This is a genomic window from Methylobacterium oryzae (genome assembly GCF_036441375.1).
Classification (GTDB): domain Bacteria; phylum Pseudomonadota; class Alphaproteobacteria; order Rhizobiales; family Beijerinckiaceae; genus Methylobacterium; species Methylobacterium oryzae_A.
The window spans coordinates 1,053,939-1,077,644 of the sequence record NZ_MLCA01000001.1 but is presented as its reverse complement, the minus strand read 5'-3'; the positions used below and the strand labels follow the sequence as shown (position 1 = coordinate 1,077,644).

General features: G+C 69.2%; 23 protein-coding genes, 1 tRNA gene and 2 pseudogenes. 10 read left to right on the top strand and 16 right to left on the bottom strand.

What is annotated here, in order from left to right; genetic code table 11:
• The first annotated feature begins 158 nt into the window (after positions 1–158).
• From rpsA to MOTC310_RS05115, 4 genes are all read left to right on the top strand, one after another.
• Positions 159–1,871, top strand: a complete 1,713-nt coding sequence (gene rpsA / locus MOTC310_RS05130; RefSeq protein ID WP_010683172.1) for a 30S ribosomal protein S1 — start codon at positions 159–161, stop codon at positions 1,869–1,871.
• A gap of 343 nt (positions 1,872–2,214) precedes the next feature.
• The gene (gene sppA / locus MOTC310_RS05125) at positions 2,215–3,177 is read left to right on the top strand and encodes a signal peptide peptidase SppA (RefSeq protein WP_331290392.1); all 963 of its coding nucleotides are present in this window, start codon (positions 2,215–2,217) and stop codon (positions 3,175–3,177) included.
• A 50-nt stretch (positions 3,178–3,227) separates the two neighbouring features.
• The gene (locus MOTC310_RS05120; protein WP_012319412.1) at positions 3,228–3,539 is read left to right on the top strand and encodes an integration host factor subunit beta; all 312 of its coding nucleotides are present in this window, start codon (positions 3,228–3,230) and stop codon (positions 3,537–3,539) included.
• Positions 3,540–3,557: 18 nt separating this feature from the next.
• Entirely contained in the window at positions 3,558–3,926 is a 369-nt protein-coding gene (locus MOTC310_RS05115) for a LapA family protein (RefSeq protein ID WP_331290906.1), read from the top strand.
• A 10-nt stretch (positions 3,927–3,936) separates the two neighbouring features.
• Here the strand turns inward: MOTC310_RS05115 and MOTC310_RS05110 are convergent, their stop codons facing one another.
• The 9 genes from MOTC310_RS05110 to MOTC310_RS05070 all read right to left on the bottom strand — a co-directional run bounded on the left by MOTC310_RS05110 (position 3,937) and on the right by MOTC310_RS05070 (position 14,355).
• Positions 3,937–4,596 (bottom strand): phosphoribosylanthranilate isomerase, encoded by a 660-nt coding sequence (locus MOTC310_RS05110; RefSeq protein WP_331301008.1) that lies wholly within the window; start codon positions 4,594–4,596, stop codon positions 3,937–3,939.
• Between the two features lie 108 nt (positions 4,597–4,704).
• Positions 4,705–5,811: a DUF2125 domain-containing protein gene (locus MOTC310_RS05105; RefSeq protein WP_331301007.1), complete on the bottom strand. Its 1,107-nt coding sequence runs from the start codon at positions 5,809–5,811 to the stop codon at positions 4,705–4,707.
• Between the two features lie 137 nt (positions 5,812–5,948).
• Positions 5,949–6,395, bottom strand: coding sequence for a hypothetical protein (locus tag MOTC310_RS05100; RefSeq protein ID WP_331301006.1), 447 nt, complete (start codon positions 6,393–6,395; stop codon positions 5,949–5,951).
• 132 nt (positions 6,396–6,527) lie between these two features.
• Entirely contained in the window at positions 6,528–7,307 is a 780-nt protein-coding gene (locus MOTC310_RS05095) for a lysophospholipid acyltransferase family protein (protein WP_331301005.1), read from the bottom strand.
• A gap of 74 nt (positions 7,308–7,381) precedes the next feature.
• Positions 7,382–7,897, bottom strand: a complete 516-nt coding sequence (locus MOTC310_RS05090; RefSeq protein ID WP_331301004.1) for a hypothetical protein — start codon at positions 7,895–7,897, stop codon at positions 7,382–7,384.
• A gap of 106 nt (positions 7,898–8,003) precedes the next feature.
• Complete coding sequence (locus tag MOTC310_RS05085) at positions 8,004–11,201, bottom strand: efflux RND transporter permease subunit (RefSeq protein ID WP_331301003.1); 3,198 nt, start codon at positions 11,199–11,201, stop codon at positions 8,004–8,006.
• 107 nt (positions 11,202–11,308) lie between these two features.
• Positions 11,309–12,463, bottom strand: a complete 1,155-nt coding sequence (locus MOTC310_RS05080; protein WP_331290382.1) for an efflux RND transporter periplasmic adaptor subunit — start codon at positions 12,461–12,463, stop codon at positions 11,309–11,311.
• 144 nt (positions 12,464–12,607) lie between these two features.
• Positions 12,608–12,928 (bottom strand): rhodanese-like domain-containing protein, encoded by a 321-nt coding sequence (locus MOTC310_RS05075; RefSeq protein WP_331290381.1) that lies wholly within the window; start codon positions 12,926–12,928, stop codon positions 12,608–12,610.
• A gap of 149 nt (positions 12,929–13,077) precedes the next feature.
• The gene (locus MOTC310_RS05070; RefSeq protein ID WP_331301002.1) at positions 13,078–14,355 is read right to left on the bottom strand and encodes a glycosyltransferase family 4 protein; all 1,278 of its coding nucleotides are present in this window, start codon (positions 14,353–14,355) and stop codon (positions 13,078–13,080) included.
• A gap of 141 nt (positions 14,356–14,496) precedes the next feature.
• On the opposite strand from MOTC310_RS05070, the gene MOTC310_RS05065 reads away from it, so the two are divergent.
• From MOTC310_RS05065 to MOTC310_RS05055, 3 genes are all read left to right on the top strand, one after another.
• Positions 14,497–14,574, top strand: a tRNA-Pro gene (locus MOTC310_RS05065).
• Positions 14,575–14,747: 173 nt separating this feature from the next.
• A complete protein-coding gene (locus MOTC310_RS05060; protein WP_331301001.1) occupies positions 14,748–15,005 on the top strand; it encodes a hypothetical protein in 258 nt (85 codons plus the stop codon).
• Positions 15,002–15,205: a hypothetical protein gene (locus tag MOTC310_RS05055; protein WP_331301000.1), complete on the top strand. Its 204-nt coding sequence runs from the start codon at positions 15,002–15,004 to the stop codon at positions 15,203–15,205. The genes MOTC310_RS05060 and MOTC310_RS05055 overlap by 4 nt, the downstream gene beginning before the upstream one ends.
• A 15-nt stretch (positions 15,206–15,220) precedes the next feature.
• Here the strand turns inward: MOTC310_RS05055 and MOTC310_RS05050 are convergent.
• Positions 15,221–16,179 (bottom strand): annotated as a pseudogene (locus tag MOTC310_RS05050) (IS630 family transposase); the annotation flags it as partial.
• Positions 16,180–16,663: 484 nt separating this feature from the next.
• On the opposite strand from MOTC310_RS05050, the gene MOTC310_RS05045 reads away from it, so the two are divergent.
• Positions 16,664–18,352: a methyl-accepting chemotaxis protein gene (locus tag MOTC310_RS05045; protein ID WP_331300999.1), complete on the top strand. Its 1,689-nt coding sequence runs from the start codon at positions 16,664–16,666 to the stop codon at positions 18,350–18,352.
• A 198-nt stretch (positions 18,353–18,550) separates the two neighbouring features.
• On the opposite strand, the pseudogene MOTC310_RS05040 reads toward MOTC310_RS05045, so the two are convergent.
• From MOTC310_RS05040 to MOTC310_RS05025, 4 genes and pseudogenes are all read right to left on the bottom strand, one after another.
• Positions 18,551–18,682, bottom strand: a pseudogene (locus MOTC310_RS05040) (MFS transporter); the annotation flags it as partial.
• Entirely contained in the window at positions 18,672–19,736 is a 1,065-nt protein-coding gene (gene arsB, locus MOTC310_RS05035; RefSeq protein ID WP_331300998.1) for an ACR3 family arsenite efflux transporter, read from the bottom strand. The gene arsB and the pseudogene MOTC310_RS05040, both read right to left, overlap by 11 nt.
• Before the next feature lie 9 nt (positions 19,737–19,745).
• A complete protein-coding gene (gene arsC, locus MOTC310_RS05030; protein ID WP_331300997.1) occupies positions 19,746–20,183 on the bottom strand; it encodes an arsenate reductase (glutaredoxin) in 438 nt (145 codons plus the stop codon).
• Positions 20,176–20,538: an ArsR/SmtB family transcription factor gene (locus MOTC310_RS05025; RefSeq protein WP_331290374.1), complete on the bottom strand. Its 363-nt coding sequence runs from the start codon at positions 20,536–20,538 to the stop codon at positions 20,176–20,178. Before MOTC310_RS05025 ends, arsC begins: the two co-directional genes overlap by 8 nt.
• A 36-nt stretch (positions 20,539–20,574) precedes the next feature.
• Between MOTC310_RS05025 and MOTC310_RS05020 the strand changes: the two genes are divergently transcribed.
• The gene (locus MOTC310_RS05020) at positions 20,575–21,084 is read left to right on the top strand and encodes a DUF6428 family protein (RefSeq protein ID WP_331300996.1); all 510 of its coding nucleotides are present in this window, start codon (positions 20,575–20,577) and stop codon (positions 21,082–21,084) included.
• A 214-nt stretch (positions 21,085–21,298) separates the two neighbouring features.
• On the opposite strand, the gene MOTC310_RS05015 is transcribed toward MOTC310_RS05020, so the two are convergent.
• Both MOTC310_RS05015 and MOTC310_RS05010 read right to left on the bottom strand, forming a co-directional pair.
• Complete coding sequence (locus MOTC310_RS05015) at positions 21,299–21,595, bottom strand: hypothetical protein (protein ID WP_331300995.1); 297 nt, start codon at positions 21,593–21,595, stop codon at positions 21,299–21,301.
• Positions 21,596–22,156: 561 nt separating this feature from the next.
• The gene (locus MOTC310_RS05010; protein WP_331300994.1) at positions 22,157–22,321 is read right to left on the bottom strand and encodes a hypothetical protein; all 165 of its coding nucleotides are present in this window, start codon (positions 22,319–22,321) and stop codon (positions 22,157–22,159) included.
• 256 nt (positions 22,322–22,577) lie between these two features.
• Here MOTC310_RS05010 and MOTC310_RS05005 point away from each other — a divergent pair, with 256 nt between their 5' ends.
• The gene (locus MOTC310_RS05005) at positions 22,578–23,705 is read left to right on the top strand and encodes a Gfo/Idh/MocA family protein (RefSeq protein WP_331300993.1); all 1,128 of its coding nucleotides are present in this window, start codon (positions 22,578–22,580) and stop codon (positions 23,703–23,705) included.
• The last annotated feature ends 1 nt before the right edge of the window (position 23,706 follow it).

Sequence of the window (23,706 nt, the reverse complement as noted above, 5' to 3'; positions counted from 1 at the left end):
ACCGCCCTCGTCATCCGTATCGACGCGTCGGCAAACCGGATCCCGCGGGACCGGTCGCCTTTCCCGAAAGACTCCGGGGAGGCCGCGGCGAACGGGGGCGCCTGCAACGCGAGCCGCCGACGCAACGGGCCTCCGCCGGAGGCCGTTCAGGAGACAGAATGACCGCAGGTACCGCTCTGGGGCGTGGCCCGAGCCGCGAGGATTTCGCAGCCCTCCTCGAGGAGAGCTTCCTCGAACACGAGATCACCGAAGGCTCCGTCGTCAAGGGTCGCGTCGTCGCGATCGAGAAGGACGTGGCCGTCATCGACATCGGCGCCAAGACGGAAGGCCGTGTCGCGCTCAAGGAATTCACCGGCCCCGGCCGCGAGGGCGAGCTGAAGGTCGGCGACGAGGTCGAGGTCTACGTCGACCGGATCGAGAACGCGCTCGGCGAGGCCGTCATCTCGCGCGACAAGGCGCGCCGCGAGGAGAGCTGGGTCAAGCTCGAGAAGTCGTTCGAGAACAACGACCGCGTCACCGGCACGATCTTCAACCAGGTCAAGGGTGGCTACACCGTCGACCTCGACGGCGCCGTGGCGTTCCTGCCGCGCTCGCAGGTCGACATCCGCCCGGTCCGCGACGTCACCCCGCTGCTGGGCACCCCGCAGCCGTTCCAGATCCTCAAGATGGATCGCCGCCGCGGCAACATCGTCGTGTCGCGCCGGACCGTGCTCGAGGAGAGCCGCGCCGAGCAGCGCTCGGAGCTGGTGGCCAACCTTGAGGAAGGTCAGGTCATCGACGGCGTCGTCAAGAACATCACCGAGTACGGCGCCTTCGTCGACCTCGGCGGCATCGACGGCCTGCTGCACGTCACAGACATGGCGTGGCGCCGCGTGAACCACCCGTCCGAGGTCGTGACCATCGGCCAGACGGTCAAGGTCAAGATCATCAAGATCAACCACGAGACGCATCGCATCTCGCTCGGCATCAAGCAGCTGCTCGCCGATCCGTGGGAGGGCATCGCCGCCCGCTACCCGGAGGGCGCCAAGCTCAAGGGCCGCGTGACCAACATCACCGATTACGGCGCCTTCGTGGAGCTGGAGCCGGGGATCGAGGGCCTGATCCACGTCTCCGAGATGAGCTGGACCAAGAAGAACGTTCATCCGGGCAAGATCGTCTCCACCTCCCAGGAGGTCGAGGTTCAGATCCTGGAGGTCGATCCGGTCAAGCGCCGCATCTCGCTGGGCCTCAAGCAGACCCTGCAGAACCCCTGGGAAGCCTTCGCCGAGAAGCACCCGGTCGGCTCCGAGGTCGAGGGCGAGGTCAAGAACAAGACCGAGTTCGGCCTGTTCATCGGCCTCGAGGGCGACGTCGACGGCATGGTTCACCTGTCGGATCTCGACTGGAACCGTCCCGGCGAGCAGGTCATCGAGGAGTTCAAGAAGGGCGACATGGTCCGCGCCCAGGTTCTCGACGTCGACGTCGAGAAGGAGCGGATCTCGCTGGGCGTGAAGCAGCTCGGCGGTGACCCCTTCGCCGAGGCCGGCGAGATCAAGAAGGGTCAGATCGTCACCTGTGAGGTGGTCGAGGTGAAGGATGCCGGCGTCGAGGTGAAGATCGTCGACACCGACATGCAGACCTTCATCCGTCGCGCCGAGCTCGCCCGCGACCGCGGCGACCAGCGCCCCGAGCGCTTCGCCACCGGCGAGAAGTTCGACGCCCGCGTCGTCCAGTTCGACCGGAAGGCCCGCCGCGTGCAGGTCTCGATCAAGGCCCTCGAGGTCGCCGAGGAGAAGGAGGCCATGGCCCAGTTCGGCTCCGCCGATTCGGGCGCCTCGCTCGGCGACATCCTCGGCGCCGCCTTCAACAAGAAGCGCTCCGACGACGAGTGAGGAACGGCCTCTGCCGCCCGGCCTGTCCGGGCGGCGGATCCGCTTCGTTGAGACCCGCGCGGGACCCCGGTCCGGCGCGGGTTTTTCTTTTCGCGCCGGCAATCCAAGGTTGCCGAGGGCGGGCCGCGGGCCGGGTCGCGCCGTCCGACGCGACAGGGACGGGCCGCCCCGTCATTTTCTTCGCGCGCCCCGTATCCACGCCCGCGGAAAATGCTCTAGAACACCGGCCTCGCACGGCTCGGGCCGAGCGAGCCGAAGGAAACCAAGGACTTGCCCGGCGCGGGGGTATGGCTCCCGCACCCCGTCGAGGGGCCGGTCGGGGTGCTTTAGGGGAAGCGACAGCATGGCAGCCGATGCCGAACTGCTGATTGACCGGCGGCGCCTGCGTCGCAGGTTGTCCCTCTGGCGCGTGCTCGGCGTCGGCGGCCTCATCGTGGCGGTCGGGGCCCTCGGGTACCGTGTGCGGACGGGCGCGGACGGCGCCTTCGCGGTGCAGCCGCAGATCGCCCGCATCTCCGTCTCGGGCTTCATCGCGGGGAGCGAGGCCACCGCCAAGCTGATGAAGCGGGTCGGCGATTCGGCCGCCGTGAAGGGCGTGATCGTCTCGATCAACTCGCCCGGCGGCACGACCACGGGCTCGGAGGAGATCTTCCGCAACCTCCGGGCGCTCGCCGCCAAGAAGCCGATCGTGGCCTTCGTGGACGGCACCGCCGCGTCCGGCGCCTACATCACCGCCATCGCGGCCGATCACATCGTCGCGCGCGAGACCAGCCTGGTCGGCTCGATCGGCGTGCTGTTCCAGTACCCCGACTTCTCGGGCCTGCTGGACAAGGTCGGCGTCAAGGTCGAGTCGGTGAAGTCGTCGCCGCTCAAGGCCGAGCCCTCGGGCTTCACCCCGACCTCGCCCGAGGCGCGCGCCGCGCTGGCCTCCGTGGTCGGCGACACCTACGCGTGGTTCAAGGGCCTCGTCGCGGAGCGGCGCGGCATGGATCCAGCCCAGCTCGGCACCGTGTCGGACGGCCGGGTGTTCAGCGGGCGCCAGAGCGTGCCGCTGAAGCTCGTGGACGAACTCGGCGGCGAGCGGCAGGCGGTGGCGTGGCTGGAGAGCGCCCGCGGCGTCCAGGCGAACCTGCCGATCAAGGATTGGAAGCCCGCCTCGGAGAGCCGGTTCTCCCTGTGGTCGGCGGCCGGGATCGGCGCCGATCTCATGGGTCTGGACGGCCTCGCGGCGCGGCTCCGGTCCGTCGGCGCCGAGGCCCAGGCCGCCCGGGGCGGGATGCTCGCCCTCTGGCGTCCGGAACCCTGAACGAGCATCGCCGCGCAGCCCGCCCCGATCCCGCGAGAAGACCCCACGCCATGATCAAGTCGGAGCTCGTCCTCAAGATCGCCGAGCAGAACCCGCATCTCTACCAGCGCGACGTGGAGATCCTGGTCAACGCGATCCTCGACACCATTTCCGACGCGCTGGCCCGCGGCGACCGGGTCGAGCTGCGCGGCTTCGGCGCCTTCTCGGTGAAGCGCCGCGAGGCGCGCCGGGGACGCAACCCGCGCACGGGTGCCGCCGTTGCCGTGTCCGAGAAGGCGATCCCCGTGTTCAAGACCGGCAAGGAGATGCGCCAGCGCCTCAACGCCGCCGGGATCGGCGAGAATGCCTCGGCCGCCGAGTAGGAAGGACCTGTGAGCGCGATGATCCGTTTCCTGAAGAGCCTCGTGCTGCTGCCGATCGCCGCCGTGGTGATCCTCCTGGCGGTGGCCAACCGCGCGCCGGTGCGGCTCTCCTTCGATCCGTTCAACGCGGACGCGCCGGTCTTCAGCGTCGATCTTCCGCTCTACGCGATCCTGTTCGGTGCGGTGGCGCTGGGCATCGTGGTGGGCGGCATCTTCACGTGGCTCGGCCAGGGCAAGACCCGCGCGCGGGCGCGCTACCATCGCCGCGAGGCCGTCCGGCACGAGCGCGAAGCGAGCCGGCTGCGGGCCTACGCGCCGGAGAGCGAGACATCGGGCGCCTACACGGTTCCGAATACGGGCCGGGCCGCCCTCCCGGCGCCACGCTGAGGTCTCGGCCTCAGCGCGCGCCGCGCGCGGCGGCCACGAAAGCCGCGATCTTCGCCGGATCCTTCAGCCCCGGCGCCGTCTCGACGCCCGACGAGACGTCGACGGCGCCGATCCCCGTTCGGGCGAGGGCGTCGGCGACGTTTCCGGAATCGAGGCCGCCCGACAGCATGGTGCCGGGCGGGAGAGCGGCGCCGCGCAGGATCTCCCAGTCGAAGCGCCGGCCGTTGCCGCCCGGCAGGGCCGCATCCGCCGGTGCCTTGGCGTCCAGCAGGATGCGGTCGGCGACCGCCGCGTAGGCGGGCATCGCCGCGAGATCCGCCGCCGTCGCGACGCCGATCGCCTTCATCACCGGCCGCCCGGTCCGGGCGCGGACCGCCGCCACGCGCTCCGGGCTCTCGCTCCCGTGGAGCTGTATGAGATCCGGCTCCGCCGCCTCGACCGCCGCGGCGAGCAGAGCGTCGTCGGGATCGACGAGCAGGATGACCCGCTCGGCCCGCCCGCGGGCGAGGGCCGACAGGGTGGCGGCCCGCGCGAGCGACACGTGCCGCGGACTGCGCGGGAAGTGCACGAGGCCGATCCAGTCCGCCCCGGCCTCCAGTGCGGCGGTCAGGGTCGCTTCGGTGCTGAGCCCGCAGATCTTGACGCGGGTTGGGGACGCGGATGAGGCCATGGCCCCTCTATAGCCGATCCTGCGACGCCGAGCAGGCCCGCGCAGCGGGTCCGAGGGTTGTCCTGCGCCGGTCCGGATGCGGCCTGGGCGCGTCCCGCCGGCGGAGGCCTAGTACAGCGCCGGCACGTACACGTTGGGGATCGGGAAGCCGCTGAAGACCACCTTCCCGTCGACGAGCCGCAGGGGCGGGAGCGCCTTCAGCGGAGCCCCGTCCGCCGGCGCGTCCGGGTTCGGGCGCTGGGCCAAGCCCAGGAGCCCGCCGACCAGCTGACCCACCAGGGCGCCCCTGTCCGAGCCGAAGCGCTGACCGACGATGCTGCCGACCAGCGCGTCGACGCCGGCCGCCCGCAGATCGACTTGGCCCGCGGGGCGGTGGGCGGCGTCGAGGGCGAGCGTGCCCTTCGCCTGAACGCGCTGCGGGCCTTTGGCCAGCGACAGGCCGTTCAGGTCCAGGGTGCCGCCGGCTTGGCGCCAGCGCTCCAGCTCGCGCGCCACCGTCCCGGTGCGCAGTACGGTGGCCTGGGTCAGGGTCGCGTCCAGGGCCAGATCGGCCGGATCCTGCGTGCCGGTGAGGCCGTCGAGCTGCGGCACCGCCGCCTGGTTCAGGCGCAGGCTGACATCCACGGCGCCGTCGGACTCGAACCGGCCGGGGCTGGGCCGGGCGTGCAGCTCGAGGTGCCGGCCCGAGACCGCGATCGGGCCGGGCTCGGCGCCCTTCACGGTGATGTCGGGATTGTCGACGACCAGCGAGGCGCGGGTGAAGCCCCCCGCCGCGCCGTGGAAGCTGCCCTGGAGCGCGCTCCAGGACGCGTCGCCGGACAGCGGGCCCTGCTCGACATGGAACGGGCCCGCGCTCTCGAACACGACGAGGCGGGGCTGGTAGATCTGCGCCACCGCGGTGCTCGGGCCGAGCCGGAAGCGGCCGTCGGCCCGCTCCAGGGTCACGGCGCTGCAGCGCAGCTCGAGGCGGAACGGGTAGCCGCCGAGGGATCGGTCCGCGCAGGTCCAGGTCCGCCCGGCCGAAGCCTCGCGGGCGATCCAGCCGTCGATCTCGCCGACCGCGCGCTCGCGCATCCACAGCCAGCCCGCCGACCAGCCGGCGACCACGAGGGCGAGCAGGATGTAGGGCAGGAACAGCCCGAGCCGGGACCGCCGCGCGCGCTGTGGCGGGGCTGTCTGGGCGGCGCTCTCCGGCCGTGTCCGATCCTGCACCATGCGTTCCGTTCCCCGAGCTCGTCTCCGCAGAGACATCGCGGCCCCGCCTTGAGGCCACGCAAGGGGCGAAACTGGGGCAGCGCCGCCCCGGGTCGACCGCCGCGGACACGATCGGTCCGCGTGCGCCGCGTTTCCGGTCAGACCTGCGCCGGCTCGACGGTGTCGAGCTGCAGATCCTCGACGATCGCCACCCGCTCGGCCTCGTTCTCGGCGAGGCGATGCACGTGCATCTCGGTGGCGCCCCGGCGACGGACGCGGTCGAGCCAGGTGCGCCGCAGATGGTCGCGCGGACTCTCGCTGGAACTCGCCACCGAGACCATCTCGGCGATGCCGGCATTGTCCCGGCGCACGGCGATCACCACGGCCTGCGCCATCTCGTCGAGGTCGAAGCCCCCGGCCGGATGGACTCCGACCACGTAGCGCCGGCCGGAGCGGCCGCGCCACGCCGAGAGCGGAAGCGCGGGGGAGCCGCGCAGACCGGCGGTTGTCTTGAGGCGTTCTTCACGCACGTCCTGCCTCCGAGTGCGATCGTCCTTCAGGTCGCGGAGCGCGGCCGACCAGGACAGGGCTCTTCTGTTCGCCATTTGTTCCAACCTAACGCGCGATATCCACAGGCGTCAAGGGCGACGTTCCTATAGCGAGATGTGGCGACGATGCCCGTTATCCACAAGCCGCCGGGCGCCGGTCCGACGCGGAAAACCGCGCCCGCGAACGGCTCAGCGACGGGCGTCTGCGGCGGCCGGCGCCTCGTCGGCCGGCACGGCGTGCCCCTCGGCCGCGAGGTCCTGGAAGCCGCCCTCAACGAGGGCGTTCGAGGCCGTCTCGAGCCGCTCCTGGGCCAGCGCCTGGAACTCCTGGCGGGGCAGGCCCGGCGGGATGGGCGGCAGGAACTCGATCACCGCCCGGCCCGGCCGGCGCACGAGGCTGTTGCGCGACCAGAACAGGCCGGTGTTCAGCGCCACCGGCAGGCAGGGCACGTTCAGGGCGGTGTAGAGATGCGAGAGCCCCTGCTTGTAGGCGGGGGGCGCGCCGACCGGGCGACGAGTCCCCTCGGGGAAGATGATGAGCTGGCGCCCGTCCCGGATCGCCGCGCCGGCGGCGGCGTTCATCAGGCTCATGGCCCGGCTGCCCTTCGACCGGTCGATCGCCACCATGCCGCTGCGCGACAGGTACCAGCCGATCAGCGGGATGAGCAGCAGCTCCTTCTTCAGGATGTAGGCGAAGTTCGGCAGCACCGTGCAGAGGGCCAGGGTCTCCAGGGCCGACTGGTGCTTGGCCGCCACCAGCAGGGGCCCCGGCGGGATGTTCTCGAGCCCGCGGAACTCGACCCGCGTCCCCGCGACCACCCGCAGGAGCCACAGGGTAATCCGACCCCAGGCGCGGGCGAGCCGCAGCACCGAGCGGCCGGAGACCAGCATGGGCAGGCCGACGAGGGCCAGGACCGTCGTGACGGCGTAGAAGCAGACGTTGAAGGCGAGAGAGCGGAGGGCGAGCATCGGGAACCGTGTCGTGGCGGCTCCCCTGTAGCGCGCCCGCATGTCCGCGGCCAAGGGCGACGTGCGGGGCGGCGTCAGGCGCCCTCGGGGCGATGCCCCTCTCGGACGAGCCCCGCGCCGCGCCCGGCGACCAGCCAGTAGACCAGGCCGGCGCTGGCACCGACCGCGAACAGGATCAGCGTCAGGCGCGCCTCGCCCGCGAGGAGCGCGGCGTCGCGGGCGCCGCCGGACCGGAGCGCGCCGCGCGTCAGCCAGGGGAGGGCGGCGGTGAGCAGCCCGCAGCCGGCGCCGTACCACAGCAGGCCGCGGCGCCCGAGGATCTCACCGCCCAGGCCGATCACGGCCGGGGGTACGAACAGCAGCACGAACAGCGCCTTGGCGAGGCCGGCGAGGAACAGGGCGAGCCCCTCCGGCGCCAGCCCGGCCGAGAGGTCCGACAGGGCCATGTCCAGACCCGCGAGCGCCCCGCCGGTCAGCCAGCCCTGCGCGGCCGGATCAACGAGCAGGGCCAGGACGAGGACCGCGAAGCCCGCCGGAACGGCGAGGAGGAGGCCGAAGGCCCCGAGGATCAGGCGACCGAGCGCGTGCATGCCGCGAGCCTCTACACCGGGCGCCCCCGCCCGTCGCGCGGAAGCCGCGCCCGATCCTCGCGGATCCGGCGCGGCTTCCAAACTTCGGCGGCCGAGGCGGTGCGCGTCAGCCGTGAACCGGCGCGGCGCCGCCGGGGTCGCCGTGCGTGTGCTTCTTCCGGAACCGTCCGAGCCAGATCGAGAAGTGGCGGATCACCACGTAGAAGACCGGTGTTAGGAACAGGCCGAAGAAGGTCGCGCCGATCATCCCGAAGAACACCGCGGTACCGAGCGCCTGGCGCATCTCGGCGCCGGGGCCTGTGGCCACGACCAGCGGCAGGGTGCCGAGGATGAACGCGAAGGCGGTCATCAGGATCGGGCGCAGGCGGAGCCGACAGGCTTCGACCGCCGCCTCGACCGGGCCGCGATGCTCCCGCTGCTCGATGTCGTGCGCGAACTCGACGATCAGGATCGCGTTCTTGGCCGCGAGGCCGATGAGCACGATCAGGCCGATCTGGGTCAGGATGTTGTTGTCCTGCCCCCGGAACTGCACGCCCGCCAGGGCGGCGAGCACGCCGGTCGGCACCACCAGCAGGATCGCGAGCGGCAGCGCCCAGGATTCGTACTGCGCGGCGAGCACGAGGAAGACCAGCAGCACGCCGAGGGCGAAGACCGCGCCCGCGGTGCCGCTGGCCGCCTTCTGCTGGTAGGCGATCTCGGTCCAGTCGTAGGAGTAGCCGTCGGGCAGCGCCTTCTTGGCGATCTCCTCCATGGCGGTGAGCGCCTGACCGGTGGAGACGCCGGGCTTGGCCACGCCCTGGACCGGGACCGAGTAGTACAGGTTGAACCGCTGCACGATCTGCGGGCCGGTCACGTCCCGCACGGAGGCGAGCGTCCCCATCGGCACCAGCGCGCCGGTGGAGGAGCGCACCTTGATCTGCGAGATGTCCTGCACCGACGTGCGGAACGCCGCGTCGCCCTGCAGGCGCACCTGGTAGATGCGGCCCAGCGTGTTGAAGTCGTTGACGTAGGTGCCGCCGAGATCCGCCTGGACCGACGAGAACACGTTCGCCAGCGGCACGTTCAGCATCCGCGCGATGGTGCGGTCGATGTCGAGGAACAGCTGCGGCGTCGAGTTGTCGAAGGTCGTGAACACGCGCTGCACGTCCGCGCTCTGGTTCGCCTGAGCGATCACCTCGCCGGCGGCGGCCATGAGCGGGCCGATATCCGAGGACTGGCGGCTCTCGATCTGCATCTTGAAGCCGCCGCCGTTGCCGAGACCGCGGACGGGCGGCGGCGGGATCACGATGACCCGCGCCTCCTGGATGTCGGAGGTGGCCTTCAGCACGTCGCCGGTGATGACGGCCGCGCTTCGGCCGACCTCCGCGCGCTCCTTCGCCCCCTTGAGGGTCAGGAACATCACGCCGGCATTGGTGGTGTTGGTGAAGGTCGCGCCGTCGAAGCCCGCGATGATCACCGCGTTGGCCACGCCGTCGACCGTCCGGGCCTGCTTGGCGGCGCGCAGGCACACCTCCGTGGTGCGGTCGAGGGAGGAGCCGGACGGGAGCTGGACGACGCCGATCAGGTAGCCCTGATCCTGGTCAGGGATGAAGCCCGTGGGCGTCGTCTGCGCGAGATGCAGCGTCCCGGCGATCACGGCCGCGTAGACCAGCAGCATCACGCCGAGGCCGACGATGCCGCCGGTCAGGACCCGGATCGTCCGGCCGTAGGCGTTCGACGTGGCGTCGAAGGCGCGGTTGAAGCCGTTCGCCAGCCAGTTCACGAACCGGGTCAGGAAGAACTTCGGCTCCTTGCGGGCGTGGTGGGGCACCAGCAGCAGCTTGCAGAGCGCCGGCGACAGGGTCAGCGAGTTGAAGGCCGAGATCAGGGTCGAGGCCGCGATGGTGAGCGCGAACTGCTTGTAGAACTGGCCCGAGATGCCCGGGATGAACGCCGTCGGCACGAACACCGCGGCGAGCACCAGCGCGATGGCGATGACCGCGCCGCCGACCTCGTCCATGGTCTTGTGGGCGGCGTCGCCCGGCGACAGGCCCTCGGCCATGTTGCGCTCGACGTTCTCCACCACCACGATGGCGTCGTCGACCACGATGCCGATGGCGAGCACCAGCCCGAACAGGGTCAGGTTGTTCAGCGAGAAGCCGAAGGCCGCCATCGCCGCGAAGGTGCCGATCAGCGAGACCGGGATCGCGATGACCGGGATCAGGGCGGTCCGCCAGCTCTGGAGGAAGACCAGCACCACGATGACGACGAGGCCGACCGCCTCGAACAGCGTCTTGTAGACCTCGTGGATCGATTCCTCGATGAACTCCGTCGGGTTGTAGGCGATGCGGTACTCGACGTCCGGCGGGAAGTTCTTCTTGACCTCCTCCATCACCTTCTTGACCGACGCCGCCGCGTCGAGGGCGTTGGTGCCCGGCCTCTGGAAGGCGCCGATGCCGACCGCGGGCGTGTCGTTGAGGAACGAGTTGGTCGTGTAGTCCTTCTGGCCCATCTCGACGCGGGCGATGTCCTTGACCCGGACGAGGCGCCCGTCCTGCGCCTTGATGATCACCTCGGCGAACTGCTCCGGCGTCTTGAACCGGGCCTGCGACTGCACGACGAGCTGGAACGCCTCGCCCTTGGCGGCCGGCGGACCGTTCAGCTGGCCGGCGGCCACCTGCACGTTCTGCTCCTGCAGGGCCGTCGTGACGTCGGTGACCGAGAGGCCGTAGGCGGCCAGCTTGTTCGGGTCGACCCAGACGCGCTCCGCGTACTCGTTACCGCCGAAGATCGTGATGTCGCCGACGCCGTCGAGGCGCAGCAGCTCGTCGCGGATGTTCAGGTAGATGTAGTTGGCGAGGTAGTTCTGGTCGTAGGTCTTGTTCGGCGAGAGCAGGTGCACGACCAGCATCAGGTCGGGCGAGGCCTTGCGGACCGTGACGCCGAGGTTGCGCACGTCCGGCGGCAGGCGCGGCTGCGCCACCGAGAGCCGGTTCTGCACCAGCACGTTGGCGATATCGAGGTTGGTGCCGACCTTGAAGGTCACGGTCAGCAGCATGTTGCCGTCGTTGGTCGACAACGACGTCATGTAGAGCATGTTGTCGACGCCGTTGACCTCCTGCTCGATCGGCGTCGCGATCGTGGCGGCCACGGTCTCGGCGTTGGCGCCCGGATAGGAGGCGCGCACCGTCACGGTCGGCGGCACGATCTCGGGGTACTGCGAGACCGGCAGGCTCTCGTAGGCCACGAAGCCGAGGATCAGGAAGACGATCGACGTGACGGACGCGAAGATCGGTCTGTCGACGAAGAAATGGGCGAAACGCATCGGTCAAACCTCTGAGGCCCGCCGGTCTCCCGGACGGGGCCCTGCGTCGTCGGTGCGGGGCGCGCCGCGCGGCGCGCACGAGGGCGTTCGTGTCGAGCCGCGCGGGCTCAGGTCTTGCTCGGCGGCAGCTCGATCGTCTCGGGCGTCACCTTCGCGCCGGGCCGGACCCGGGACAGGCCGTTGACCACCACGGTCTCGTCGCCCTTCAGTCCCGACTGAATCACCCGGTATCCGTCGACCTTCGGCCCCAGCACGACGTCCTTCTGCTGGATGACGTTCTCGGGACCGACGATGTAGACGATCCGCTTGTCCTGGTTGGCGGCCACGGCCTCGTCGGGCAGCAGGATGCCCTGGAACGGCTTGGTCGCCGGCATCGAGACGATGCCGAACAGGCCGGGCTTGATGAACAGGTCGGGGTTCGGGACGGTGGCGCGCAGCAGGATCGTGCCGGTGGCGTTGTCGACGCGGTTGTCGACGAAGTCGAGCGTGCCCTTGCGGGTGGGCTTCGCCTCGCCGGACAAAGCGATCAGGATCGGCACGCCCTTGCCCTGCTGGGTCTGGCCCATGCCGATGCCGAGGCTGTTCTGGTACTTGAGGAACGACTTCTCGTCGACCGTGTAGCTGAAGTAGATCGGGTCGAGGGACACGATCGTCGTCAGCATGGTCTGGTCGGCGCTGACGATGTTGCCCTCGGTCACCAGACGCCGGCTGATGCGGCCGTTGATCGGGGCCTTCACCTCGCTGAAGTCGTAGTTCAGCTGGGCGTTGTTGAGGGCGGCCTGGGCGCTGTCGACGTCGGCCTGGGCGGTCTGCGAGGCCTGTCGGCGCTGGTCGGTGACCTGCTCGGAGATGTTGCCGCTGCGGGACAGAGTCTGCGCGCGCTCGAGGTCCGTCTGCGAGAAGGATTGCCGCGCCTTGGCGGAGGCCAGGGCCGCCTGGGCCTGCTCCAGCGCCGCCTTGTAGGGGCGCCGGTCGATCACGAACAGGACGTCGCCCTTCTTCACCGTCTGGCCGTCGACGAAGTTGATCTTCTCGAGGTAGCCGGTGACGCGGGCGCGGACCTCCACGTACTCGATCGCGTCGAAGCGGCCGGTATACTGATCCTGCTCGACGATCTGGCGCACCACGGGCTTGGCCACGGTGACCTTGGGCGGCGGGCCGCCCGGGGCCTGTGCACGGGCCGGGGTCGCAAGGGGCCCTGCCGCGAGACCCACGATCAGGCCTGACAAGACGGTGAGAAGGCTGGGAAGCCGGCTGCGCATCGGGTCCTGCTGTCCGTTGGCCGACCGTCCGGTCGCGCCGAGCTTGACGATTGTTCCGCCGCGGGGGCGCCGTAACCCGCAGTCGACGTTGTTGCTTGTGCGCGAGCGCACATCACGGCCCCGTGAGCCGGATGAAACGGCAGGTCAGGCGACGGTTTCGCCCGCGCTGTACCAATCCTTGAACCCGCCCTTGTAGTGTTCGACGAGGTCAAGCCCGGCGTTCTGCGCGGCCATCAGCGCGTGGACCGAGCGGACGCCCGCGGCGCACGAGAAGACCGCCCTCCGGCCATCCTCGGCGACGAGGGCCGCGACGGCTTGGGGATCGAAACCGGAGAGCGGGTGCGAGACGGCGCCCGGGATATGGCCGGCCTCGTATTCATGCGGCTCACGGACATCGATGACCAGCATCGAGCCGTCATCAAGCCCGCGCTTGACCGTCTCGCGATCGAGGTCGACCACCCGCATCGGCAGGATCTCCGTTCCGCCCGCTCTCGGCCAGGCTGGCTGACTGACGCTTTTCCTTATTCGTCAGACCCCGGCGGCGCAACGTGCGGCGTCGGCGCGCGGCCGGCGCGCAACCGGCGTGAGGCCGGCAGGCGGGCCGGACGCCCCGTTCAGAGCGCCGCGAGGGTCGGCGCTACGGCGGCGAAATGCGCGAGCCAGTCCGGCGGCCGATACCCGTCAAGACGACCGACCAGTTCGGACCGGAGGGGCGCGCCGGGGCGCGCGAGCGCCTCGATCGCCTCGATCCAGCCCGGACCGTCCAGGGGATCGCGGAACAGCGCGAAGCCGTCGGCGATCTCGCGATGGACGGCGATGTCGGAGGCGATGACTGGCAGCCCCGAGGCCGCCGCCTCGACGACGGGAATGCCGTAGCCCTCGGTGAAGGATGGCATCAGCAGGGCGGTGCAGCTGCGCATGAGCGCCGCCAGGCCGTGCGTGGACAGGCCCGAGGCCTCGATGACGTGGGCGCGCACGCCGGGACAGCGTTCGAGCATGTCGATGGCGCTCTCGGCCTCCCAGCCCCGGCGCCCGACCACGATGAGCCGGGGCGCGGCATCCCCGTGGCGCTCGGCCAGGCTCCGCCAGATCTGGAACAGCAGCAGGTGGTTCTTGCGCGACTCGATGGTGCCGCAGACCAGAAAGGTCGGCCGGTCGGGCGTGAACCGCGGCCCTTCGCGCCCGAAGGCGGGCTCGACCCCGAGATGGCCCACCGCCACCGGCGGCCGCCCGAACCCCTCGGCGGCGAGATGCGCGAGGGTGCGTCGGCCGGTATCTTCCGAATTCACCAGGATGGCGGAGGCGTGCCGCCCGATCGTGCGCAGGCGCGCCCGGTGGCGGTCGGCCTCGCCGGACCGGCCGTATTCGGGATGGGTGATCGGGATGAGGTCGTGGACGAAGAAGGCTGCCCGCACGTCCCGCCGTGTGTAGAGCCAGTCGAACCGTCGCGGGTCGTCGAGGCGCAGGTGCGAGGTGTGCAGGTAGAGCGCATGCCGGGGGAGGACGGCGACCGACCGGCCGCGCAGCGCGATGTCGACCGTCTTCCGCGCCTGGATCCGCCGCCTGTCGGCGGAGCCGGCCGGCGGCACGGCGACCGGCGGCGGCGCGGGCGGGTCGCCGCAGCGGGAGGCGAGCCGCCGGTAGACCGGATCCGACGCCGCGTCCCGGTCCTCGACCCAGCCGGCCGCCACCGCCTCGACGATCTCCAGGGCCTGGGCGCGATCGAGGATGCGCGGTCCGAACGCCGTGGAGACGACGCCGACGCCCGACTCCGCCCGGCCGAGATAGGCGCGCGCGTAGGCAAGGTCGACGCGGTCGATGCCCGACGGGCTCGCGTGGCGCAGCCGCGTGACGAGGCGCGTGAGATCGAAGGCGATCGGTCGGTCCGTCATGATCCTCGGGCGATTGTCGGGGCGAGGCCTCCCCGTAGCGGGCCTGATCCGCGAGAGCCAGCATCTCCGTGCGAGCCGCGCTCGCCGAAGGGCTTGCGCGTGCGCGGCGCGGAGGCTAAGAGCCGCGAGCCCTAGCGGCGTCGGAGTGTAGCGCAGCCCGGTTAGCGCACTAGTCTGGGGGACTAGGGGTCGTGGGTTCGAATCCCGCCACTCCGACCATTAAAGCCTTTGGGTTGAAAGGCTTTTTCCACGATCCAACCATCGGACGCCGGCAAGCCGATGCGGAACGGACGGTGGACGTGGGGACCATTGGTCGCCTGAACCACCCACATTGCCCACCACGGTCTGTTCTCGGTTGGCGCACCGCAGGCTGTTTGGGGTAGCTGGGGCCGATGGCGACGAACCCAACTGTCTCTGAATCGCGCAAAGCCGCCGAGGTCATCGACCAGGAGACCGATGCCGCGGTCGACGCAATGCTGGCCGACCTCGCCACCGAATCATACCCGCTCGCGAAAGGCTGGACGTTCGACCTCCTCGAGACGCTCCGCACGAACACCCGTGCGGCCGAGGCGCTGACTACCGATAAGACGGCATGGAAGCGCAACATGATCCAGACTGCGTTCCTGCTGGCGCACCCGGTGAAGGGATGAGCGAGACCGAGGCCGATCAGGATCGCGAAGCCACCCTCAACCGCCTGATGGAGCGCCTGAGCGGCTTCGCGCAGGGAATCGGGATGCGGGGCCCGGATGCGCGCCAGATCATCGACCGCGTCATCGCATCCGACCCGACGGCCGGGGACGGGGACCTGATGGCGAAGGCGCGTACCTGGATGCTGATCGCGCTGAGCTAGAGCCGTTCCCGGTGCCGTAGGGACAGCCAAGTCGTTCTCGTAGCCGGCTGCGGCGAGGTAGTTGCGGCACTCCTGCGGATTGAAGCGCGTGAAGGCCTGACGGATCGCCGCCCAGAGATCCGGGATCGTGCGGGCGGCCGCACTCCGCACCAGCGCCTTCAGCTTTGCGAAGGCCTGCTCAATCGGGTTGAAATCAGGGCTGTAGGACGGGAGGTAGAGCAGCCGCGCTCCTGCAGCCTCGATCGCGTCCTGCACGTCCGCGACCTTGTGGGCTGGTAGGTTGTCCATGACGACGATGTCGCCCGGCTGCAGCACCGGGACCAAGGTCTCGGTGACATAGTTGCGGAAGCGCCTGCCGTTCGCGGAACCGTCCAGCAGCGCAATCGCGCACAGTCCGCTCGTGAGCAGGGCGGCCGTGATGGTCGTGGTTTTGTAGTGACCAAATGGGGCTGCAAGCCGGCAGCGCTCGCCGCGTGGTGCCCAGCCGTAGCGGCGCGCCATGTTGGTGGCCGCCACCGTCTCATCCAGGAACGCCAGCTAGCCCGGATCGAGCTCGGGCTGCGCCTCGAACCACGCCTCGCGGGCCGCTCTTACGTCCGCACGCTCCTGCTCAGCTGCGTACGTCGCCCCCTTTTCCAGCTGATCCCGTGGCGGGCAAAGAAGCGCGACAGGCCGCTCGTGCTGGTCTGGATGCCCTGCTCCGCGAGCCGGTCGCGCACCTCGCGCAGGAAAATACGCGGCTCCTGCTCATAGATCGCCTGGATCAGCCCGGCATGCGCCTCCATGCGCTCCGAGGTGTGATCGCCGCCCATCGGCTCGGGGGCGAGTCGGCCCGCGTGGCGGAAGCGCTCCGACCAGCGGCTGGCGCTCGACACGCTGACCCCGAAGCGGGCTGCGGCGCGATGGCGGGAGGCACCCGCCATCACGGCAGCCACGACACGCTCGCGCAGGTCCACAGACAGGGTTGAAGGCATAAGCAAGCGCCTTCACCCACCAGCGCGCTACCCGCTCACCCTTCTCGACCAGCGCGGGACCGGCTCCTAGTCGTAGGCCATCGCGCATCACTGTGCCGCGAAGCGGACCTTCCAGGGAACTATTGAAGTTCGCATGTGGCCCGCGCGGTTGGATACCGAGCGTTCGCTTAAGGCTACCGCAGCACGGCCTCGGTCCGCTTCTGAAAGTATCGCAACCCCGGCACGGGCCCTGGTCCGCCAGCCTCCAGTCGTTCGTCCTCTGCCACCGCGAGCCGCTCACTGTGCTCGCCTCATCCGCGCTGTCCTAACGCGGTGTTCTGCCTCAGGCCCGGATGTGTAGCTGATTTACGTATTGATTCATACAATTCTGGAGCTTACGGCTATCTTCAAGCCGTATTAACACTATAATTAACCATTATCGGGCATATTCCGGTGCTGGTAGCCTCATGATTGTTTCGCTGAAAGGCTGCCATTGAGGTATGTCGTGTCCCTTCAATCGCTATCCATACGCAGCAAGCTGATTGCCGCCTTCGCAGTGCTACTACTGTTTCTCGGCGGCCTGAGCGTCATAGGGCTTCGCAGCGCATCAACACTCAATGGCTTGCTCATCGATGTCGAGACGAATTGGTTACCCAGCGTCCGCGCCGCGAGCCAGATTGATTCTCTGACAGGTCGCTACACGACCAGCCTGCTTCGCCATATCCTGACGGAAGAACCTCAGATGTTGGCGAGTGTCGATAACGATCTCGTTGATCGTGGTAAGAAAATCGAGGCCGCAACCAAAATCTATGAAGCACTGATCAGCTCGCCTGAAGAGCGCGCACTCTACGAGGCGTTCAATCGGGAATGGCGCGCGCTTGCAACTGCTGTCGAGCCGATCCTGGTGCTATCTCGCAAGGGTGAGAAGGCGCAGGCCCTCAGCCTCTACGAGGCCAAGGTGGTCTCGCCGCGTCGGAGCGCCTCGGTCGCGCTCGACAAGATCATCAAGCTCAATCAGGACGGCGCCGAGCAGGCCGCACGCGACAGCCAAGCGACCTACGCTCAAACCTACAAAGTGCTCATCGGTGCTGGTCTTATCGCCGCGTTCCTGGCGATTGCTTTGGCAACCTTGATTGTCGTGAGCATCTCGCGGGGCATCAACTCTGTTGTGCAACCGATGCAGGCGCTGGCCAACGGCGACCTTGCCGTCACCATCCCCAATCAGGGCCAGAGGACAGAGATCGGAACGATCGCGAACGTCGTGCAGGTGTTCAAGAACGGCTTGATCCGCATGAAGGCGCTGGAAGAAGAGACAGCACAGGCACGGCTGGCAGCCGAGGAGCAGCGGAAGGCTGGCATGCGCCAGATGGCCGACGGCTTCGAGGCCGCGGTTGGCGGCATCATCGGCATGGTTTCGTCTTCCGCGACCGAGTTGCAGGCGACCGCCCAGACCATGACGGCCACGGCGACCGAAACCGCCAGCCAGTCGACCACTGTGGCTGCGGCGGCGGAGGAGGCCGCGTCAAACGTGAACACTGTCGCTGCGGCAGCGGAGGAATTGGGCTCGTCGGTTCAAGAGATCGGCCGCCAAGTTGCGGGCTCGGCCGAATTGGCCCAGCGTGCCGTGCACGAGGCCGACCAGACCGGTACTCTGGTCCAGGAGCTGAGTGTGGCCGTGTCGCGGATCGGCGATGTCGTCGGGCTGATCTCGAACATCGCTGGCCAGACCAACCTGCTGGCCCTCAATGCCACCATCGAGGCCGCCCGCGCCGGAGTGGCTGGCAAAGGTTTTGCTGTGGTGGCCTCCGAGGTGAAGGCGCTCGCCGAGCAGACAGCTAAAGCTACGAGTGAGATCTCTACGCAGATCGCGCAGATCCAGGCATCGACGGGGCAGGCAGTGACGTCGATCAGCGGCATCACGGGCCGGATCCGCGAGATCAGCGGTGTGGCGACGTCGATTGCGGCAGCCGTCGAAGAGCAGGGCGCAGCGACCCAGGAGATCGTCCGCAACGTCGCTCAGGCAGCGATGGGCACCGGCGAGGTGACGAGCAACATCTCCGGCGTGGCGGGCGCGGCCGAGGAAACAGGCGCAGCGGCCAGCCAGGTACTCGGCGCGGCCTCCGAGTTGTCACGTCAATCCGAGTATCTGACGTCGGAGGTCGGGCGCTTCTTGGCAACGGTGCGAGCCGCCTGACTTCAGGTCAGCGATCCGCAACGCGCGCGACAGAACTCGATTGCACTCTAACGTCCGCTTCCGCGCCTAAATAGGCGCGGAAGCGGATGGGCAGCAATCCACCCTGTCCGGTCATTCCGCATCCGACCCAACGCAGCCGCCCAGTCCGCTCTCTGCGCTTCTCCAAAGCGGCTGTCGTCTGCCCTCCGGCTACTTCTGTCCGGGGTTCTCAGCGACCGGCCGCGCGAGCACGGCCGGCAGGTCTAACGACGAGCCCCGCGCGAGGATCTCGACCACGCCCTGGGCACTGATCACCGTCAGGCGGTTCCGGTCGCCCCCATCAGGTCTCACGGGCGACAGTCTTGAGTGCCGCGCTCCGGGTGGCGCCGCGCTCGTACCAACCCTGGCTCCGATTCACGATCCAGACCACGGTCAACATCACCGGCACCTCGATCAGCACGCCGACCACCGTCGCCAGCGCCGCGCCCGAGTGGAACCCGAACAGGCTGATCGCCGCCGCCACCGCCAGCTCGAAGAAGTTCGACGCGCCGATCAGCGCCGAGGGACCGGCCACGCAGTGCTGCTCGCCTGCGATGCGGTTGAGCAGGTAGGCGAGTCCGGCGTTGAAGTAGACCTGGATGAGGATCGGCACGGCCAGCAGGGCGATCACCAGCGGCTGCGCGACGATCTGCCTGCCCTGGAAGCCGAACAGCAGGATGAGCGTGGCCAGGAGCGCCACCAGCGACACCGGGCCGAGCGCCTTCAGGAGGCGGGTGAGCGCCGCTTGGCCGCCCGACACCAGGAGCGAGCGTCGCACCAGTTGCGCCGCGATCACCGGGAGGATGATGTAGAGCACCACCGAGAGCACCAGCGTGCTCCAGGGGACGGCAATCGCGGACAGGCCGAGCAGCAGGCCAACGATGGGGGCGAAGGCCACCACCATGATCGTGTCGTTGAGCGCCACCTGGCTGAGTGTGAAATGCGGCTCGCCCTTCGTCAGGTTCGACCACACGAACACCATCGCGGTGCAGGGCGCCGCCGCCAGGATGATCAGGCCGGCGATGTAGCTGTCGATCTGGTCCCCCGGAAGGTAGGGCCGGAAGAGCCAGCCCACGAACAACCAGCCCAGCACCGCCATCGAGAACGGCTTCACCGCCCAGTTCACCAGGAGCGTCACGCCGATCCCGCGCCAATGCCGGCCGACCTGACCCAGCGCCGCGAAGTCGATCTTGAGCAGCATGGGGATGACCATGAGCCAGATCAGGACCGCCACCGGCAGGTTGACCTGGGCGACCTCGGCCAAGCCGATCGCCTGGAAGACGCCCGGCATGACGTGACCGAGCGCCACGCCGGCCACGATGCAGAGGGCCACCCAGACGGTGAGATAGCGTTCAAACGTCGACATGGGCGCTCCTCAGGCGGTGGCGACGCGGCGGCCGTGCTCGTCGACTGCCCGCTCCCCGTCCTCCTTCACGAACTCGCCCCGCCGCACCGGCAGCAGATCCAGCACGGCCTCCGAGGGCCGGAACAGGCGCACGCTGCTGGGGCTCGCCACCAGCGGCCGGTTCATCAGGATCGGATGCGCCTCGATCGCGTCGAGCAGCCGCTCGTCAGACTGCGCCGAGTCGGCGAGGCCCAGCTCGGCGTAGGGCGTGCCCTTCTCCCGCAGCACCTCGCGCACCGTGAAGCCGTCGCGGGTCGCGAGCTGCTTGACCAGCGCTCGGTGCAGCGGGGTCTTCAGGTACTCGATGATGTGCGGCTCGACGCCGGCGTTGCGGAACATCGCCAGGGTGGTGCGGGACGTGCCGCATTCCGGGTTGTGGTAGATCACTACGTCGAACGTCTCAGGCATGACCGGCCTCCGTCTGAGGGTTGCAGCAGCTCGACAGCGAGGCGACGGCCGGCGTGCAGACCTCCGGACGCCCCTGGCAGCAGTCCTTCATCAGGAAGGCGATGAGGCTCGAGAGCGCCGGGTAAGCCGCGCTGTAGATGATCGAGCGGCCCTCGCGCCGTGCCTGGATCAGACCGGCGTGATCCAGCTCCTTCAGGTGGAAGGAGACGGTGGAGGCGGACACGCCCAGCTCGCTCCCCAGAAGCCCGGAGGCCACGCCCTCCGGTCCAGCCTGGACGAGCAGCCGCACGATCTGCAGCCGGGTCTCCTGGGACAGGGCGGCGAACGCAGCCAGTGCTTGACGCTCGTCCATCATTCGATAATCCTGCGACTGTTTGAATGAGTAGCAACCATGCTGGACGTTGCCAAGATCGATGTGGCGGTGCCGCCTCGCAGGACCCCCGACGACATCCAGATTGGCGCCCTGCTCGCCGCCTGCGACGCGCAACCGTCGCTCCCGCTGGTGTTCGTCTACGAGGGCCGTCCGGTGCGGCCCGGCTACCACGTCACCGAGGTGAAGGCTGGCCAGTTCTCCGCCCTCGACTGCGGCGGTAATCCCGAGTCCTGGTCGGAGATCTTCATCCAGCTCTGGGACGTGATCGACGGCGACCGTACTCACATGACGGCCGGCAAGTTCGCGGCTATCATCCGCAAGGTGTCGGAGCACGTCGGCCTCGATGCCGCCGCGCGGCTCACCTTCGAGGTCAGCGACGGCGTGGTGCCGATGCAGCTCCACTACGCCGACACACCCGAACTGATCGACGGCGTGCTTCAAGTCGCGCTCTCGCCGCGCGCTGCGAGCTGCAAGCCGCGCGATCGCTGGCTCGAGGCAAAGCGAACGGAGAAGGCGTGCTGCAGCTAAGCGGCCGCTTCTCCTTCAATTCCGGACATCGCCGTAGCACAGCACAGCTTGAACGTCCGAGGAGGTTCGGGAGCAGGCGCGGCGATGACGTCCGCTCTTCTGGTTTGCCGCCCGAAAGCAGACCGGCGGGAGGCCACCCCGAGCGGTCGTTCAGCTTGCGACCCTGATGAGACACAGCGGTTCAACCTCTGACGAGCCAAAAGCGGACGCGCTCTCAAGGCCTCGTTTTGGTGCTGTCGTGCCCGTAGTTGGCCGCCTCAATCGCCGCACCATTGTCGAGGGCCCACGCGCAGAGCGCCTCGATGTGCCCGCCGTGGACGTAGGGCTGGTTGGGCTCCAGGACGTGCCACGCCTCTTGGACGAAGCCGGCGAGCGACGCGCAGCGGGTTCCGATCCGATCGCGCTCGGCCCTCTCGCGACGCCGCGCCTGCTCCGCCCGGATCGCCGTCAGCAGCTGAGCCGGCGGCGGCAGGGGGACCGAAGAGACTTGCGAGCGCGGCCAGTTGCTCATCGGTCGCGCCTGTCAGGTCGATCGCGATCGGACCGCCGCCTTGCTCGTGTGCCTGGGTCGGCTTGCCGTAGCCGCGGTCGATGATCTCCCGGATCGCCGCGACCGCCGCGCCCTCCGGCGTCTTCGCGTTGCTGGCAATGGCCACGAGGCGCGCGACCATCTTCGGACCGTGCTCCTGGCAGAGCGTCTTGATCTCCGCCGTGGCCTCGTTGCGCGCGCCCTTCGGCCGCCCGCGGAGCATCGAATTCCCGAACCTATTTAACGCGGGATCGCGGGGGCGAGATTCGGATCACGATAACTCTGCGGAGCAGCGGTCCCCGGTCGCGCGCGGAATCAGGCTGCGCATGTCGCGCGTGGGCAGATGGTCCCGACGCTGACACGTGATCCGGTAGTTCCGGCAGGCGCACCCTCCACCAAGCGCGGCTCACGATCCCCGGACGATCACGTCCGGATCTTCGTGCCATCCGGGCCGGCCGGACCTTCGCGGGGCAAGATCGACCCAGCCGCGAACCTACAGATCTCAGACGTCCGTCGCCGGGCCAATGACGGCAGAGCGCCGACCTACGCGCGTCCGAAGTGGCGGAGCACGAGGGGCTCGTTCCGAGGAAGCTTGACGCCGCGCGGCTGCGAGTGGGCGCTCCGCCCGGCGAAGAGGGCCAGGCCGACCAGGCCGACCGATCCGGTCAGAGCCACGGCCACGCACCACCAGAAGGCGACATCAAGCATGGTTGGCTAGGGGGCTCCGGTTGCAACCGGAACTCTCGGACCGCACGGTAAACGGCGCGTTAAACACCCGTTCGACGAAATCGCGTCGCCGTCGGCAGCGTGAGCGGCCTGTGCTGCCGAGTCGCGCGCCGGACACCGGTGCACGAACGGGTCGGTGATCTCTCCGGGTCCGATCCTACGCCCAATTGATGAGGGCCGAGAACGGAGCCCTGCCGTTACGTCCCGAGACCGGTGTGGGTGACCGTCAGGGACAGAGATGCAGATCGGGATCGTCGGCTGCGGTTACGTCGCCGACTTCTACATGACGACCCTCGTCAACCATCCTGAATTGCGTCTGGCCGGCGTCTACGACCGGGACCCGGAGCGGCGCGCCGTCTTCTGCCGCCATTACAACGCGCGCGCGTTCGACAGCCTCGAGGCCCTGCTGGCCGAGCCCGAGATCGGTCTCATCCTCAACCTGACGAACCCGCACAGTCACTTCGTGGTGACCAAGGCCGCCCTGGAGGCCGGCAAGCACGTCTACTCCGAGAAGCCACTCGCCATGGAGTACGCGCAGGCCGAAGCGCTGGTGGAACTCGCCGAGGCCAAGGGCCTCTCGCTGAGCGGCGCCCCCGCGAGCATCCTCGGCGAAGCGGGTGCGACCGTGCGGGAGGCCGTGGCGTCCGGCCAGATCGGGTCGGTCCGGCTCGTCTACGCCGAGTTGGAGGACGGGCCCGTCTTCCGCGAGCCGGTGCACGAGTGGCGGAGCGTGACCGGCGCTCCCTGGCCGGCGGAGGACGAGTACCGGGTCGGATGCACCCTTGAGCACGCCGGCTATTACTTGACCTGGATGAGCCTGATGTTCGGCCCGGTCGCGCGCATGACGGCCTTCGCGTCGCGCCTCTACCCGGACAAGGGCACCGGCCAGTCCCCGGACTCGGTCGCCAACGACTTCTCCACGGCGTGCCTGGAGTTTCGATCCGGCGTCGTCGCGCGGATCACCTGCGGCCTCGTCGCGCCGCAGGACCGATCCCTCCACATCATCGGCGACCGGGGCGTCCTGACCGTGACGGATTCCTGGTCCAGCCAGGGCCCGGTCTATCTCCGGTCGCCGAGCGGCGACGCGCCCGGCCGGTTCGGCCGCCTGCTGCACCGGATCCAGCGCTACCTGCCCGGCCGCATCTTCCTCGGCCGGAAGCTGCCGATCCCCCGCTTCGGCGGCAAGCTGCCCAGCTACCCGTCGCGGATGGATTTCGCGCGCGGTCCCGCCGCCCAGGCCGAAGCGATCCGGAAGGGCGTTCCGGCGCCACTCCCGGCGCGGTTCGTGCTGCACATCACCGAGATCGCGCTCGCCATGCAGAATGCCGGCGGCGGCGCGGTGATCCAGCTGAGATCCAGGTTCTAGC

Excerpts from the sequence above, each read along its gene's own strand:
- rpsA (WP_010683172.1), top strand. The coding sequence starts at position 159 with ATGACCGCAGGTACCGCTCTGGGGCGTGGCCCGAGCCGCGAGGATTTC.
- sppA (WP_331290392.1), top strand. The coding sequence starts at position 2,215 with ATGGCAGCCGATGCCGAACTGCTGATTGACCGGCGGCGCCTGCGTCGC.
- MOTC310_RS05120 (WP_012319412.1), top strand. The coding sequence starts at position 3,228 with ATGATCAAGTCGGAGCTCGTCCTCAAGATCGCCGAGCAGAACCCGCAT.
- MOTC310_RS05115 (WP_331290906.1), top strand. The coding sequence starts at position 3,558 with ATGATCCGTTTCCTGAAGAGCCTCGTGCTGCTGCCGATCGCCGCCGTG.
- MOTC310_RS05110 (WP_331301008.1), bottom strand. The coding sequence starts at position 4,596 with ATGGCCTCATCCGCGTCCCCAACCCGCGTCAAGATCTGCGGGCTCAGC.
- MOTC310_RS05105 (WP_331301007.1), bottom strand. The coding sequence starts at position 5,811 with ATGGTGCAGGATCGGACACGGCCGGAGAGCGCCGCCCAGACAGCCCCG.
- MOTC310_RS05100 (WP_331301006.1), bottom strand. The coding sequence starts at position 6,395 with ATGGCGAACAGAAGAGCCCTGTCCTGGTCGGCCGCGCTCCGCGACCTG.
- MOTC310_RS05095 (WP_331301005.1), bottom strand. The coding sequence starts at position 7,307 with ATGCTCGCCCTCCGCTCTCTCGCCTTCAACGTCTGCTTCTACGCCGTC.
- MOTC310_RS05090 (WP_331301004.1), bottom strand. The coding sequence starts at position 7,897 with ATGCACGCGCTCGGTCGCCTGATCCTCGGGGCCTTCGGCCTCCTCCTC.
- MOTC310_RS05085 (WP_331301003.1), bottom strand. The coding sequence starts at position 11,201 with ATGCGTTTCGCCCATTTCTTCGTCGACAGACCGATCTTCGCGTCCGTC.
- MOTC310_RS05080 (WP_331290382.1), bottom strand. The coding sequence starts at position 12,463 with ATGCGCAGCCGGCTTCCCAGCCTTCTCACCGTCTTGTCAGGCCTGATC.
- MOTC310_RS05075 (WP_331290381.1), bottom strand. The coding sequence starts at position 12,928 with ATGCGGGTGGTCGACCTCGATCGCGAGACGGTCAAGCGCGGGCTTGAT.
- MOTC310_RS05070 (WP_331301002.1), bottom strand. The coding sequence starts at position 14,355 with ATGACGGACCGACCGATCGCCTTCGATCTCACGCGCCTCGTCACGCGG.
- MOTC310_RS05060 (WP_331301001.1), top strand. The coding sequence starts at position 14,748 with ATGGCGACGAACCCAACTGTCTCTGAATCGCGCAAAGCCGCCGAGGTC.
- MOTC310_RS05055 (WP_331301000.1), top strand. The coding sequence starts at position 15,002 with ATGAGCGAGACCGAGGCCGATCAGGATCGCGAAGCCACCCTCAACCGC.
- arsB (WP_331300998.1), bottom strand. The coding sequence starts at position 19,736 with ATGTCGACGTTTGAACGCTATCTCACCGTCTGGGTGGCCCTCTGCATC.
- arsC (WP_331300997.1), bottom strand. The coding sequence starts at position 20,183 with ATGCCTGAGACGTTCGACGTAGTGATCTACCACAACCCGGAATGCGGC.
- MOTC310_RS05025 (WP_331290374.1), bottom strand. The coding sequence starts at position 20,538 with ATGATGGACGAGCGTCAAGCACTGGCTGCGTTCGCCGCCCTGTCCCAG.
- MOTC310_RS05020 (WP_331300996.1), top strand. The coding sequence starts at position 20,575 with ATGCTGGACGTTGCCAAGATCGATGTGGCGGTGCCGCCTCGCAGGACC.
- MOTC310_RS05015 (WP_331300995.1), bottom strand. The coding sequence starts at position 21,595 with ATGAGCAACTGGCCGCGCTCGCAAGTCTCTTCGGTCCCCCTGCCGCCG.
- MOTC310_RS05010 (WP_331300994.1), bottom strand. The coding sequence starts at position 22,321 with ATGCTTGATGTCGCCTTCTGGTGGTGCGTGGCCGTGGCTCTGACCGGA.
- MOTC310_RS05005 (WP_331300993.1), top strand. The coding sequence starts at position 22,578 with ATGCAGATCGGGATCGTCGGCTGCGGTTACGTCGCCGACTTCTACATG.